The following is a 14,285-nucleotide window of genomic DNA, read 5'->3' as shown; positions in this document are numbered from 1 at the left end:
AGCAGCTCCGGAATGATGTTTCTTCGCTCGCATCTTCGGGACGGGGGTCGTGTGCCCGCATCAGTGCAGCCGTACTTTTTTCTCAGCTATGCGCATACACCGAGGTTCGGGCCGGGAGGACCCGATCCCGACATGTGGGTGGAACGCCTGTTCCGGGACCTCTGCAACCACATCATGGCGCTGACGGACCTGCCCGCCGGATCCGAGGCGGGCTTCATGGACCGGGAGATACGCAGCGGCGAGGGCTGGTCGGAGCGGCTCGGAGCGGCGCTGGCCACCTGCCGCGTCTTCGTCCCCCTGTTCTCGCCGCGCTACTTCGCCAGCGAGATGTGCGGCAAGGAGTGGTTCGCCTTCGCACAGCGGGCCATCCAGCACGGCGCGGTCCGCGAGGGCGACCAGCGGGCCGAGGCCATCGTCCCCGCCCTGTGGGTCCCGGTGCCGCCCGCACAACTCCCGGGGCCGGCGGAGCGGTTGCAGTTCAACCACACCACCTTCGGGGAGCGCTACGTCACCGACGGACTGTACGGGCTGATCAAACTCCGCGGGTACGCCGAGCAGTACGAGCAGGCGGTGTACGAGCTGGCCCGGCGGATCGTCAAGGTCGCCGAGACGGTGCGCCTCGATCCCGTCCGCCCGCTCGACTACCGGCTGGTGCCGAGCGCCTTCGGCCCCGCGGGCGGCCGGCAGCCGGGCGGCCCCGCCGCGGGTCCCGCCCGGACCCTGCACGTGACCGTCGCCGCCGCCTCCCGGCACGACCTGCCGGAGGGCCGCAGCCCCGAGTACTACGGGGAGAGCGCCCTGGAGTGGAACCCGTACCACCCGGTCGCCCAACGGCCCGTGGCGTACGTGGCCGAGGACCTCGTCAAGAACCTCAACTACCTGACCACGATGTCCTCCTTCGACGACGAGGCGGGCCACTTCGACAGCAAACAGCCGCCCACCCGGCCGGAGATCCTGATCGTCGACCGCTGGGCGGTGCAGGACGAGCAGCGCCGCCAGCGGCTGGCCGCATTCGACCAGGAACACCGCCCGTGGATCAACGTGGTGGTGCCGTGGAACCGCTACGACCACCAGAGCCGGGCCAAAGAGGCCGAACTGGCGCGGCTGCTGGAGGAGACCCTGCCGGTCAAGATGAGCCAGGGCCGCGCCGCCTGCCGGGCCGCCGCCAACGGGGTGGCCAACATGGAGACCCTCGGGCAGATCCTGCCGCAGGTGGTCGAGGCCGCCGCCCAGCAGTTCCTCAGACACGCCCAGGTGTACCTGCCTGCCGGGAACACCCACACCGAACGACCACGGCTGCTGGGACCGATGGGAATGGGCGGCCCGCGCGTACCGCCGCCCGCCCCGTTCCCGGGGTCCGGCACGGACGACGACAGCACCGACACCGACCGGGGGGACGCGGATGACAGCGAGTCGTGACAATCGAGACGGACGCATCGTCACCTTCTATTCGTACAAGGGCGGGACCGGCCGCACGATGGCGCTGGCCAACACCGCCTGGATCCTCGCCGCCAACGGCAAGCGGGTCCTCGCCGTGGACTGGGACCTGGAGGCCCCGGGCCTGCACCGCTTCTTCCACCCCTTCCTGGACCCCTCCACGCTCGGCGCCACCACCGGCGTCATCGACCTCATCAGCGAGTACGCCTGGGCGGCCACCAGCCCCGTGCAGCGCGCCGACGACTGGCACAAGGACTACGCCCGGATCCAGCCGCACGCCGTCTCCCTCACCCCGGAGAACCTCGGCTGGGAGTTCCCCGACGGGGGCACCCTCGATTTCGTCTCGGCGGGCCGGCAGAACCGCGAGTACTCGGCGACCGTGTCCACCTTCGACTGGGACAACTTCTACGACCGGCTCGGCGGCGGCCTCTTCTTCGACGCGCTGCGGGCCGACATGAAGCGGAACTACGACTACGTCCTGATCGACAGCCGCACCGGCCTCTCCGACATCGCCGACATCTGCACCGTCCACCTCCCCGACGTCCTGGTCGACTGCTTCACCCTCTCCGACCAGTCCATCGACGGCGCCGCCTCCGTCGCCCGGCAGATCGACGAGCGGTTCAACGACCGCGGCATCAAGATCTACCCGGTGCCGATGCGCATCGACGAGGGCGAGAAGGAGAAGGCGGACGCGGGCCGCGCCCTCGCCCGGATCAAGTTCGACCGCTTCCCCAGCGGTCTGGCCGGGGACGAACTCACCTCCTACTGGGGCGCGGTGGAGATCCCCTACCGCCCCTACTACGCCTACGAGGAGACCCTGGCCACCTTCGGCGACGAGGCCGGACTGACCAACTCCCTGCTCTCCGCCTTCGAACGCCTCACCACCGTGGTCACCGGGGGCGAGATCACCTCCATGCCCGCCATCGGCGAGGAGGTCCGGCTGCGGATCAGGGACGCCTTCACCCGGCGCCGCCCGGCCCTGCCCGCCGACCTGTTCCTCTCCTACGTCGCCGAGAACCGGATGTGGGCCGACTGGATCGAATCGGTCCTCACCCGGGCCGGCTTCCGGGTCGTCCCCCGCGACGTCTCCGCCGAACGCGCCCCCGGCGCCGGCGCCGGGGACACCCTGGGCACGGGCATCAGCGTCGACACCGCCGCCCGGACCGTCGTGCTGCTCTCCAGCGCCTACCTGAAGTCGGCCCGGGCCGTGGACGTCTGGAACCGGGCCGCCGCCGAGGACCCGACAGGGGGCCGCCGCCAGCTGGTGCCGCTGCGGGTGGGCGACGTACGCCTGGCCACGCCCTACATCGACCGCAACCCGGTGGACCTGTTCCGCCTCGACGAGGTGCACGCCACCACCGCCCTGCTGCGCGCCGTGGAACGCCCGATGGCCCTGCCGGACAGCGCCGCGAGCGCCTCCGGGCCCGGCCCGCGCTTCCCGGGGACGGTCCCGAAGATCTGGAACGCACCGCCCCGCAACCCCGGCTTCACCGGGCGCAGCATCGTCCTGGAGCGGATGCGCGACCAGCTCGGCGGCGGCATGGCGGTGGTGCTGCCGCAGCCGCAGACCCTGTACGGGCTGGGCGGAGTCGGCAAGACACAGGTGGCGCTGGAGTACGTGCACCGGTTCATGGCCGACTACGACCTGGTGTGGTGGATATCCGCGGAGCAGACCGACGACGTGGTCGCCGCCCTCGCCGAGCTGGCCGTCCGCCTCGGCGCGCAGACCGGCGAGGACATGTCGGCCGCGTCCCAGGAGGCGATCGACCTGCTGCGGCGCGGGGTTCCCTCCGCGCGCTGGCTGCTGGTCTTCGACAACGCCGACGATCCCGAGACGCTCAAGCGGTTCTTCCCGCCGGGCGGCCCGGGACACGTGCTGGTCACCTCGCGCAACCAGTCCTGGTCGCAGTACGGGGACGCGCTGCCGGTGGACGTGTTCCTGCGCGAGGAGTCCATCGAGCACCTCCAGCGCCGGGCCCCGGGGCTGACCAAGGAGGACGCCGAGCAGGTGGCCGTCGCGGTGGGCGACCTGCCGCTCGCGGTCGAGCAGGCGGGCGCCTGGATCGCGGAGACGGCCACGCCCGTGTCCGCGTACCTGGAGCAGCTGGCCCAGCAGGCCGCGCGGGTGCTGGGCCTGAACCAGCCGCCCGGGTACCCGGAGCCGGTGGCGGCCACCTGGAACGTGTCGATCGAGCGGCTGCAGTCCCGCTCCCCCGCCGCGGTGCGACTGCTCCAGCTGTGCGCCTTCTTCGCCCCGGAGCCGATCTCGGCGAACCTGCTCTACAGCAAGGAGATGATCGACGCGCTCAAACCGTACGACTCCTCGCTCCAGGAGAAGCTGGTGCTGGGCCGGGTGATCCGGGAGATCGGCCGGTTCGCGATGGCCAAGGTGGACCAGGTCAGCAACAGCATCCAGGTGCACCGGCTGGTGCAGGCGGTGATCCGGGCGCAGCTGACGGAGGAGGAGCAGCGCGAGGCCCGGCACGCGGTGCACCGGATCCTGGCGGGGGCCCGGCCCGATGACGACGAGCCGATAGACAATCCCGCGACCTGGCCCCGTTTCAATACGATCTGGCCCCACCTGAGCCCGTCGGAGGCCCGGTTCTGCAAGGAGCCGGAGACCCGCCGGCTGCTCATCGACCGGGTCCGCTACCTGTGGAAGCGCGGCGACTTCAAGGCGGCGTACGCGCTGGGCGAGGAGCTGCGCGAGGCGTGGAAGGAGACCCTCGGCAACGACGACCTGCAGTACCTGTACCTGCGCTTCCACCTCTCCAACATCCTGCGCTCGCAGGGCCGGTTCGTGGAGGCGAAGGAGCTGGACGAGGTCACGCTGGAGCGGCAGAGCACGGCGCTGGGCCCCTCGCACCCGCACACGTACATGACCACCAGCGGCCTGGCGATGGACCTGGGCGCGCTGGGCCGGTACGGGGAGGCGATGGAGCTGGCGACGGCGGCGCACGAGGGCTTCGGGCAGATCTTCCACGAGGCGCACCCGCGCACCCTGGCGGCCGCGAACAACCTGGCGCTGAACCTGCGCATGGTCGGGCAGTACGCGCGGGCCCGGGAGATCGACCAGGAGGTCTTCGACCGGCGCACCGAGGTGCTGGGACCGGACCACCCGTACACCCTGTCCTCGGCGCAGAACCTGGCCCGGGACCTGCGCGAGGTGGGCCGTTACGACGATTCGGTGCAGCTGCTGAGCCGGACGTACGAGATCTACAAGGCGACGCTGGGCCGGGCCTTCCCGGGCACGCTGTCGGCGGCGAAGAACCTGGCGGTCTCGCTGCGCCGGGCCGGGGAGCTGGAGGACGCGCTGCGGCTGACGACGGCGACCCGCAACCGGTACCGGGCCAAGTACACCTCGGTCAATCCGGACCTGCTGGCCTGCGAGCTGAACCTGGCCTCGGACCTGTTCGCGACGGGCGATCCGGGCGCGGCCCGGGACCTGGCGCAGGAGGTGGTGGACGAGTACATCAAGGTGCCGGGCGAGAAGCACCCGTACACCCTGGCCGCGGTCAACAACCTGGCGGTCTTCCACTGGGGCACGGGCGCCGCGGAGACGGCGGAGCCGATGCTGCGCCAGACGATCCGCAGCATGCGCGAGGTGCTGGGCGACAACCACCCGCACACCGTGTTCGCGCAGCTGAACCTGGCCAACGCCCGGGCCGACCTGGGTGATCCGGAGGGTGCGCTGGAGCTGGAGCGGACCGCGGTGACGCGGCTGCGCGAGTCCCTGGGGGCGCACCACCCGGAGACCCTGGCGAGCGCGTCGAACATGGCGGTCAGCCTGGACATGCTGGGCCGCAAGGAGGAGGCGGCGCGGGTGCGGGCGGAGACGGTGGCGGAGCTGACGCGCCTCCTCGGGGAGGACCACGGTCTGACCCGGTACGCCCGGGACGAGCGGCGGGTCCACCGGGACCTGGAGCCGCTCGCGGTGTGATCCGACGGAGGGCTGCGGGAGCTCCGCGTGCGCGGGGTTCCCGCCGCCCGCCACCCGACATCAGGGGGGCGCTGTGAACGACAGCATGACCTTTCGCAACGAGGACCTGCCGGCCCTCTTCCACCACACGGACCGGGCGGCCATCTCCCGGCAGCGGGAGTCCACCCAGGCGACGCGAGCCCAGCTGCTGCTGCTGGTCGCCGCCGCGGGGGCGGCCGCCCTGCCGTCCGGGCCCGCCGTGGGCTCGCTGCACGTGTTCGGGGCGCTCAGCGCGCTGGCGTACGCGGGCGTGCTGGCCGTGGGCGTCCGGGCGACCCGGCGCCGGGCCCGGCCGCAGTGGCAGCTCAACCGCAGTGCGGCGGAGTTCATCAAGTCCCTGGCGTGGCGCTACGCCGTGCACGGGGCGCCGTTCGGCAGCGAGGTGGCCGGGGCGCGGGAGGCGTACGGGGCGCGGCTGGAGAAGGGCCTGGCCGAGCTGCGCAAGATGGGCTGGCGGGATCCCCGCGCCGAGGGCCTGGTGCCGGAGGGGACGGAGATCACCGGGGCGATGCAGCGGCTGCGCGGGCACCCGTACGCGGTGCGCCGGGAGACGTACGTACGGGACCGGCTGATCGAGCAGCGCAACTGGTACCAGCGCAAGACGGAGGGTTCGCGGCGGGCGACGGCGCTGTGGGCGTGGACGATCGTGCTGCTGACCTGCGTGGCGCTGCTGTGCGCGCTGGTCGGGGCGTTCGGCGAGGGTACGGGGCCGGTTCCGGCGGGGTTGCTGAGCGCGGCCGCGGCGGCGGCGATCGCCTGGAACGAGGTGCGGCGCCACCATCCGCTGATCGAGGCGCACACCCTGATCGAGCAGGACCTGTCGGCGATGATGGTGGTGATGCAGACGACGATCACCGAGGACCAGTGGCCCTCGGCGGTGTACGAGACGGAGCGGTACGTGTCCCCGCAGCACACGGACTGGCTGGCCCGGCACAGCAGTTGAGCCGGTGCGGGGCGGGGTGGGCGTGGCTCAGTCGCGGGTCACGCCCTCGCGCCACAGCACGGTGACGGGTTTGCCGAGGGCGCGGGCGTAGGCGACGATCTCGGCGGTTCCGCCGTGCCCGCGGGCGGGGAGGCCGTCCCAGACGGCGACGAGCCGGTCGCAGCAGTCGGCGATGTAGGTGCCGGCCGCGTAGTAGGCCTCGTCGGTGGAGCGCGCGAAGGCCATCCGGACCTCCTGGGTGGCCCGCAGCCGCAGCCGCCGGTAGCGGGCGAGCGCGCCGGGGTCCTCGAAGGTGTCCTCGTAGTCCCCGCTGGGGATCACGACGGTGAGGTCGGCGCCGCATTCCAGGGCGATGTCGGCGAAGAGCTGGTCGGCTCCGTCCGCGAGGCTGGAGAGGGCCTCCAGAGGGCCCTGGCGGCCGTCCAGTACGGCCCGCAGTCCGGCTCGGACGTGGTCCAGCGCCTCGGCGGGGATCGACCGGTGCCCGGTCACTCCGATGCGCTTCATGTGGCGACCTGCATGCGGAACACCGCCTCCCCCGTGGACCCGGTTGCCTGGACATCCTCCCAGAAGGCGGGAGGACGTCCAGGGGGCCTGCGGGGGCGGCGGGCCGGGCGGACCCCGTGGAGCGGGGGTCCGGGCGGGTCAGTAGACGCTGACCCCGTAGGCGTTCAGCGCTTCGACGACGGGCTGGAAGAAGGTGGTGCCGCCCGAGGAGCAGTCGCCGCTGCCCCCGGAGGTGAGGCCGACGGCGCGGGTGCCGGAGTAGAGCGGGCCGCCGCTGTCGCCGGGTTCGGCGCAGACGTTGGTCTTGATCATGCCGTAGACGACGTCGCCGCCGCCGTAGTTGACGGTGGCGTTGAGTCCGGTGACGGTGCCGCCGTGGATGCCGGTGGTGGAGCCCCGGCGGGTGACGGACATGCCGTTGGTGGCGTTGACGGCGCTGGTGATGTCCTGGCTGCCGACGGTGCCGGGCGGGACCGGGGTGTTGCTCGCGTACTTGATCAGGCCGTAGTCATTGGTCGGGAAACTGGATCCGGTGGTGGTTCCGACGACGCTGGTGTGGGCGGAGTTGGTCCACCAGGTGCCCGCGCCGTCGGTGCAGTGTCCGGCGGTCAGGACGTAGTAGGTGCTGCCGCTGCGGACGTTGAAGCCGAGCGAACAGCGCCAGCTGCTGGCGTAGATGGCGTCGCCGCCGGAGAGCAGCTTGCGCAGCTTGCCGGGGGTGCGTTCGATGCGCAGGGCGCCCGCGTCGGGCCCGGCCTCGCGGCGGATCCGGGCGAGGTCGGCGGCGGTGACCGTGGAGTCGGCGGTGACCACGAGGGTGCCCGTGGCGGGGTCGGTCTGCCAGGCCGTGCCCGCGACGTCGGCGCGCAGGACGGAGGCCCCGGCGGCGGCGAGGCGGTCTGCGGTGAAGCCGGCGTCGCCGCCGTCCGCACTGGCGGCGGTGGGTGCGGCGATCCCGGCGACGGCGGCCAGGCCGGCGGCCACGGCGAGCAGCCGGACCCGGTTGGTCTTCTTGTTCCTCACTTCACGTCCTCCCGGAAGGGGGTCGGGGGCCCGGCAGGGGTGGGGGGCGCCGGAGCCCGTGAGCGGCGGTGCGGGGCGGGCGGGCGGACGGGTTCCCCCGCAACCTTTCGCCGTGCCCCTGACAAGTCCGCCGGATGACGCTGACGGGAGTGTCCTGTCGGTCAGTCACCGGCGGCAAGGGCGCCTTTCAGCCGTCGCTCCCCCGCGGCGACTGCGAAGGGCAGCGTGTTCCCCGGTGGCGGAAAGGGGCACACGAAGTGGTCGGCGAACGCGCAGGGCGGCAGCAGCGCCCGGTTGAGGTCCACCGTGATGCCGCCGTCCGCGGCCGGGACCCCCGGCCGCAGGAAGCGGAAACGGTAGCTCGAACGGCCCGCCGTGGCATCGGCGAAGACGGCCCAGAGACTGCCGTCGCCCTCGTCCACGGCCACCTGGAGGGTGTGCGCCTCCCCCGCCCGGGAGAAGCTCAGTTCACCGCCGAGACCGAGCCCCCGCTCGCGCCCGTCGGCGTTCTCCACCTGGACGGTGCGCTGCTCGCCGTAGGGCCGGAAGCGTCCCGGCAGCGCGTACGCCGGGTCGTACGGGGTGGCCTCGACCCCCCGGAAGGCGGCGCGGGCCGCGGAGCCGGGGTCGAAGACGCGCACGGCCCACTCCCCCTCACGCCGGATGACCACGAACCGCCGGTCCCCCGAGCCGGTCCGGGCGCCCGCGGGCGCGCCCGCGTCGGGAGCCAGGACGGCCTCCCCGGCGAGGGGACGGCCGTCGAGTACGAGGGCGTCCCCGGCGGCGGCGCTCAGCACGACCCCCGACGCGGTGGCGCGCCACCGCCCCGGAACGGCCGGAATTCGACCTTCCGGGTAGTCCGCGAGCCAGTGGGTACCGGTCAGCGCGAGCGGTCCGTAGGGGGCGGAGACCGTGGCCGTCCGGTGCTCGTGCCACTCCCGCCAGGCGGCGGCTTCCCGTTCGTCGTTCATGCCGCTGAACCCTTCCACACGCGACCGGACGGGAACCCCCCGGTACCCCGTCCGGACCTGTGCGGGCCGCGCCTGCTGACGAGGGCTCAGCTACAGCCGCAGTCGCAGCCGTCGCAGCCGCACCCGTCACAGCAGCCGCCGTCGCCGCAGCAGCTACAGCAGTCGCAGCAGCCGTCGCAGCCGCTGCAGTCGGGGCACGCGTCGCACCAGGGGTCCCGCTTGCGGCGCGACCAGGGGCCGTCGTGCTCCGCGCAGCACAGCTGGCAGGTGCAGAACAGCCCGAGGGCCACCGCGCAGCCGGCCAGCAGGCCGCGGCGCGGCTTGTGCGGGGGCGGCGGGGGCCCGCCGAAGCCGAAGCCGCCGCCACCACCGCCGCCGCCCCGGCCGGGGCCGCCCGGACCCATCGGCGGGGCCCCGCCGGGGGCGTAGGGGTTCGGGCCGCCGGTCCCGTAGGCGCCGTACGCGCCGTACGGGGGCTCCTGCGGGTGGGCCGCCCCCGGGCCGCCGGGGCCCTGTGGCGCGGGCCCGTACCCCGGCCCGGCGGCGTTCACGCCGACGTGGCCGCAGCTTCCGGTGCCGAAGGCGCGGTCCACCGAGGTGCGCAGCTCGTGCACCAGCAGCCGGTGCGCGAGCCCGGCGTCGGCGAACTCCGCCTCGCGCAGCGCCAGCCCGATCCCGCGCAGGGCGTCGTCGCACAGCCGACGGGCCTCCGCGAGGGAGGTGCCGGTGGCGGTGAGCGGGTTCCAGGCGCCCGAGGCGGCGTCGGCGGCCCGGTCCTCGACGGCGTCCAGCAGGTGCGCGAGCCGCCCGAAGTAGCGGCCCGCCTCGGCGAGGGGCGCCGCGTTGCCTGGCCGTCCCGCGAGGACCGCGGTATGGGCGAAGGCGGCCGCGGTGGCGGTCTCCGTGGGCTCGGTGACGGCCAGGACGGGTGTGCCGGGCCCCGCCAGGCTCTCGATGCCGCCCTGCCGGTCCACGGCGTCGACGAGCACGGCCGTGTCGAAGCCGAGGGACGCGCCGGTACGGGCGCCGGCCCGGTCCCAGCCGCGGGCCACCCGGCGCGCGGCGGCGGCGATCGGGGCCCGCGCCAACAGCCCGTCCCGGTCGGCCACGTGGTCGCGCACCTTGGCCGAGGCCAGCACCAGCGACACGGCGGCGGCCAGCCGCGCGCCCTCGCCGTTGGCCACCGGGGCGGTGCGCATGCCGCGCAGCGGGCAGGGTCCGGCGGTGCGCCGCGCGCCGGGCAGCGGACCGGACTGAGCCTCCGTCAGAACGGAGACCAGGAGCCCGTCGTAGTTGGTGACGACCCTGGCGAACTGGCCGTGGTCACCGCGAAGTGCCAGGCACAGACCGCACAGATGAGCCATCCACTCCGTCTTGAACCGCTCCCCGAGCCGGTGCGTGCAAGGTCTCACAATGCCGAACAAATTCGGTTCCCCCGTGTGTCATACGCGTGTTTCGGGGGCATCGTAGCGAGCCCGGCCGTTCACCCGTACGTCCCAGCGGCTCACCCGGTCGGCGGCAGTGGTCGTATTTTCACTCAGTCAGCAGCGGTAGTGCGCCGGAAACCTTAGCCGTGCAACGGATGTTCTGCACCAGTCCCGTCACGAAACCCCTGCGCGGCGGCTATCCACTTGGCGCGTTGTCAGCATCATGGACGACGATAGGGGCAGCGGAGAAGAAGACAGACTGGCCACGGTGAAAGGAGGCGTCCATGGGTTCGGTACGCAAGGCGAGTGCGTGGTTGGGTCTCGTAGAGGACAGCGACGACGAGCGCTACTACGACGACGACTACGCGGAGGCGGTGGAGCGCCAGCAGGGGTCGGTCTCGGGCCCGGGCGACCAGTGGGTCACCGACCCGCGCGTCAAGGTGGCCTCGGAGTCCGCGGTCGAGCAGGGCCGGCGGATCGCGACCGTGACCCCCGACGGCTTCCGCGACGCGCGCGGCATCGGCGAGCTGTTCCGCGAGGGCGTCCCGGTGATCGTGAACCTCTCCTCGATGGAACCGGGCGACGCCAAGCGCGTGGTCGACTTCGCGGCCGGCCTGACCTTCGGCCTGCGCGGCTCGATCGAGCGGGTGGCGACCAGGGTCTTCCTCCTGACCCCGGCCGACACCCAGATCGTCACCGGCGAGGCGGGCGGCCGCGCCCGCGACTTCTTCAACCAGAGCTGAGCCCGGGGGCCCCTCCCCGCAGGGGCCGGTGAACCCTCACCGGAAGGCGTCGAGCCCGGTGAGCGCCTTGCCCAGGACCAGCTGGTGCATCTCGACGGTCCCCTCGTAGGTGAGGACCGATTCGAGGTTGGTGGCGTGCCGCATGACGGGGTATTCCAGGGAGATCCCGTTGGCACCGAGGACCGTCCGCGCGGTACGGCAGATGTCGATGGCCTCGCGGACGTTGTTGAGCTTGCCGAAGCTGATCTGCTCCGGCCGCAGGGTGCCCGCGTCCATCCGCCGGCCCAGGTGGTGCGCGAGCAGGATGCCCTTGTGGAGCTCCAGGGCCATGTCCGCGAGCTTGGCCTGGGTCAGCTGGAAGCCGCCGATGGGCTTGCCGAACTGCTCCCGCGTCCGCGCGTAGTCGAGCGCCGACTCGAAGCTGGCGCGCGCCGCGCCCATGGACCCCCAGATGATCCCGTACCGCGCGTGGCTGAGGCAGCCCAGCGGCCCCTTGAGACCGGTGACGCCCGGCAGCACCGCGTCCGCGGGCAGCCGTACGCCGTCCAGGACCAGTTCGCTCGTCACCGAGGCGCGCAGCGACCACTTGTGCTTGATCTCCGGCGCGGAGAAGCCCGCCGTGCCGGTGGGGACGACGAAGCCGCGGATCCCCTCGTCCGTCTGCGCCCAGACGACCGCGACGGCCGCCACCGAACCGTTGGTGATCCACATCTTGCGGCCGCTGAGCACCCAGTCGGTGCCGTCGCGCTTGGCATGGGTGCGCATGGCGGCCGGGTCGGAGCCCACGTCGGGCTCGGTCAGTCCGAAGCAGCCGATCAGCTCGCCGGCCGCCATGCCGGGCAGCCAGCGCTCCTTCTGCTCCTCGGAGCCGTACTTCCAGATCGCGTACATCGCCAGCGAACCCTGTACGGAGACCAGCGAGCGGATCCCGGAGTCGGCGGCCTCCAGCTCCAGGCAGGCCAGCCCGTACTGGACGGCGCTCGCGCCCGCGCAGCCGTAGCCGGTCAGGGACATGCCGAGCGCGCCGATGGAGCCGAGTTCGCGGGCCAGGTCGCGGATGCCGGGGAGCTCGCCGTCCTCGTACCACCGGGCGATGTGCGGCATGACCCGGTCGGCGGCCCAGGAGCGGACGGTGTCGCGGACGGCGAGGTCCTCGGGGCTCAGCAGTTCGTCGAGCCCGAGCGGATCGGTGGGCACGAAGGGGGTCTTCGACGCGGACAAGAGGGGCCTCCCGGCAGGCACGTGGGACGGAACCTAGCGGTGCAAGTTTGTCGTCGGCCCGGCCCCGGGTCCACCCCGGGTTTCCGGCCCGGCCCCGCGCCCGGCCGCGCACCGGCGAGCGGGGCCGGGCCGAACCGAGCCGGGTGCGCCGGGTGCGGGCGCCCCCTCAGGCGGAGCGGCGGCCCGGCCGCCCGCCGACGGCGCGGTCGCGCCCGGGGGTGCCCGGCGCGGGGATCCGCGCCCCGGCGGCCGGCCCGCCCGGCGCGTCCTTGGGCTGCGCGGGAAGGCATACGGCCGCGCCGGTGTCGCGGCAGGCCGGCTCGGCGGTGTCCATCGTGCGCGGCAGCTTCAGCGCCATCAGGGCGCCCGCGAACAGCAGGCCGGCGCTGACCAACAGGGTCACGTGCAGCCCGTGCACGAAGGCGTGCCGGGCGGCGGCGTGCAGGGAGTCCCCCGCCGCGCCGCCGAGCCGGGCGGCGATCTGGTAGGCCTCGCCGAGCGAGTGCGCGGCGTCGCGCGCGTCCTCGGCCGGGACTCCGGGAACGTGCGCGAGGCCGGGCGCGTAAGCGGCGTTCATCACACTGCCGAGCAGGGCGATGCCCATGCCCGCGCCGAGCTGGTACGAGGTCTCGCCTATGGAGGCCGCGCCCCCGGCGGTGTCCGCCGGGGCCTCGCTGAGCATGGACTCGTAGGCGGCGAACAGGGTGGTCTGGAGGCCGAAGCCGAGCAGGACGAACCCGGTGGTCAGCAGCGCCGGCCGGTCCTGCTGCCCCATCAGCGTCAGCAGCAGCACGGCCCCGGCCGTCAGGACGAAGCCCAGCGAGACCATCGTGCGCGGGCCGATCCGCTGGAGGGTGTAGGAGCCGGTGGCTCCGGCGGCCATCGCGGCGAAGGTCAGCGGGAGCAGCCGCAGGCCCGTCTCCAGCGGACTCAGGCGCAGCACCAGCTGGAGGTACTGGACGGCGATCAGCTCCAGCCCGACCAGCGCCAGCATCGCGAGCACGATGCAGCCGACGGAGGTGGAGAAGGCGGCGCGGGAGAACATCCGCATGTCGATCAGCGGGTGCTCGCGCCGCTTCTGGCGGCGCACGAAGAGGACCACCAGCGCCACGCCGAGCAGCAGCGGCACCAGCGCCGCCGCGTCGGTGAGGTCGCGCTCCGCGCCGAGCCGCTTGACGCCGAGCACCGCGCCGAGCACGCCGGCGGCGGCCATCAGCGCGCCGGTCACGTCCCAGGGCCCGTCGCAGGAGCCCTTCGACTCGGGCAGCAGCCAGCGGCCCAGCGGCAGGATCAGCGCCATCAGCGGAATGTTGATGAGGAAGACGGAGCCCCACCAGTAGTGCTGGACGAGGAAGCCGCCGAGCACCGGCCCGCCGGCCGCGCCGATCGCGGCGACGGCGGTCCAGATGCCGATCGCCAGGGCCCGCTCCCGCCGGTCGGGGAAGACCTGGCGCAGGATCGACAGGGTGGCGGGCATGATCATCGCCCCGCCGACGCCGAGCAGGGCGCGCGCGGCGATGAGGACCTGGGCGTCCTGGGCGAGGGCGGCGATGGCGGAGGCCACGCCGAAGAGCCCGTAGCCGAGGAGCAGGACCCGCCGGCGGCCCACGCGGTCACCGAGGGTGCCGAAGAGGATCAGCAGGGCCGCGCAGACCAGCGGGTAGGCGTCGACGATCCACAGGAGTTCCACCGCACCGGGGCGCAGGTCCGCGGCCACGGAGGGGACGGCCACGTGGAGGATGGTCGCGTCCAGCGCGACGAGCACCAGGCTGACGCAGAGGACGGCCAGGACGAGCCAGCGGTTGGCCCCGCCGGAGGCCGCGCCGATCCGCTGCCTGAGGGAAGGATTCCTGTCGCCGGTCATGTGCGTGCCCGACATGCATGTACCTCCCAGGTGATCCCTCGCACTCGGCGGACCAGCGTCTTCGCGGCGCCGCGGGTGGTGCGCTCTGCGGCGTCCAACGGGGTCCGGCATCGACACACGAGTGAAGGGTCAGCGTACGCGAGTTCGTGTGTCCGACACGTGGTCAAGCT

At 73.2% G+C, this 14,285-nt stretch carries 10 protein-coding genes; 4 read left to right on the top strand and 6 right to left on the bottom strand.

All coding sequences use genetic code 11. The features are described 5' to 3' along the window. Positions 1 to 15 precede the first annotated feature (15 nt). From ACFYYT_RS32915 to ACFYYT_RS32905, 3 genes are all read left to right on the top strand, one after another. Positions 16 to 1,419 (top strand): TIR-like protein FxsC, encoded by a 1,404-nt coding sequence (locus ACFYYT_RS32915; RefSeq protein WP_351825937.1) that lies wholly within the window; start codon positions 16 to 18, stop codon positions 1,417 to 1,419. Next, the gene (gene fxsT / locus ACFYYT_RS32910) at positions 1,403 to 5,377 is read left to right on the top strand and encodes an FxSxx-COOH system tetratricopeptide repeat protein (RefSeq protein ID WP_351825924.1); all 3,975 of its coding nucleotides are present in this window, start codon (positions 1,403 to 1,405) and stop codon (positions 5,375 to 5,377) included. Before ACFYYT_RS32915 ends, fxsT begins: the two co-directional genes overlap by 17 nt. An 85-nt stretch (positions 5,378 to 5,462) precedes the next feature. Continuing rightward, positions 5,463 to 6,359 (top strand): DUF4231 domain-containing protein, encoded by an 897-nt coding sequence (locus tag ACFYYT_RS32905; RefSeq protein WP_351825925.1) that lies wholly within the window; start codon positions 5,463 to 5,465, stop codon positions 6,357 to 6,359. Between the two features lie 27 nt (positions 6,360 to 6,386). On the opposite strand, the gene ACFYYT_RS32900 is transcribed toward ACFYYT_RS32905, so the two are convergent. The 4 genes from ACFYYT_RS32900 to ACFYYT_RS32885 all read right to left on the bottom strand — a co-directional run bounded on the left by ACFYYT_RS32900 (position 6,387) and on the right by ACFYYT_RS32885 (position 10,284). Beyond that, positions 6,387 to 6,866, bottom strand: coding sequence for a hypothetical protein (locus tag ACFYYT_RS32900; RefSeq protein WP_351825926.1), 480 nt, complete (start codon positions 6,864 to 6,866; stop codon positions 6,387 to 6,389). Between the two features lie 138 nt (positions 6,867 to 7,004). Then, a complete protein-coding gene (locus tag ACFYYT_RS32895; RefSeq protein ID WP_351825927.1) occupies positions 7,005 to 7,889 on the bottom strand; it encodes a S1 family peptidase in 885 nt (294 codons plus the stop codon). A 161-nt stretch (positions 7,890 to 8,050) separates the two neighbouring features. Further along, positions 8,051 to 8,860: a DUF1684 domain-containing protein gene (locus ACFYYT_RS32890; protein WP_351825928.1), complete on the bottom strand. Its 810-nt coding sequence runs from the start codon at positions 8,858 to 8,860 to the stop codon at positions 8,051 to 8,053. An 86-nt stretch (positions 8,861 to 8,946) separates the two neighbouring features. Then, positions 8,947 to 10,284 carry a DUF5685 family protein gene (locus tag ACFYYT_RS32885; RefSeq protein ID WP_351825929.1) on the bottom strand — a complete coding sequence of 446 codons (1,338 nt, stop codon included), beginning with the start codon at positions 10,282 to 10,284 and terminating at the stop codon, positions 8,947 to 8,949. Between the two features lie 287 nt (positions 10,285 to 10,571). Between ACFYYT_RS32885 and ACFYYT_RS32880 the strand changes: the two genes are divergently transcribed. Continuing rightward, positions 10,572 to 11,030 (top strand): cell division protein SepF, encoded by a 459-nt coding sequence (locus ACFYYT_RS32880; RefSeq protein ID WP_351825930.1) that lies wholly within the window; start codon positions 10,572 to 10,574, stop codon positions 11,028 to 11,030. 36 nt (positions 11,031 to 11,066) lie between these two features. Here ACFYYT_RS32880 and ACFYYT_RS32875 read toward each other — a convergent pair whose 3' ends face one another. Both ACFYYT_RS32875 and ACFYYT_RS32870 read right to left on the bottom strand, forming a co-directional pair. Then, entirely contained in the window at positions 11,067 to 12,251 is a 1,185-nt protein-coding gene (locus tag ACFYYT_RS32875; RefSeq protein WP_351825931.1) for an acyl-CoA dehydrogenase family protein, read from the bottom strand. A 166-nt stretch (positions 12,252 to 12,417) separates the two neighbouring features. Beyond that, positions 12,418 to 14,130, bottom strand: a complete 1,713-nt coding sequence (locus ACFYYT_RS32870) for an MFS transporter (protein ID WP_351825932.1) — start codon at positions 14,128 to 14,130, stop codon at positions 12,418 to 12,420. Between the last annotated feature and the right edge of the window lie 155 nt (positions 14,131 to 14,285).

Origin of the sequence: Streptomyces sp. NPDC002032 (assembly GCF_042890765.1) — a bacterium.
Taxonomy (GTDB): Bacteria; Actinomycetota; Actinomycetes; order Streptomycetales; family Streptomycetaceae; genus Streptomyces.
The sequence above is the reverse complement of the archived record's forward strand: the minus strand, read 5'-3'. Positions and strand labels throughout refer to the sequence as shown.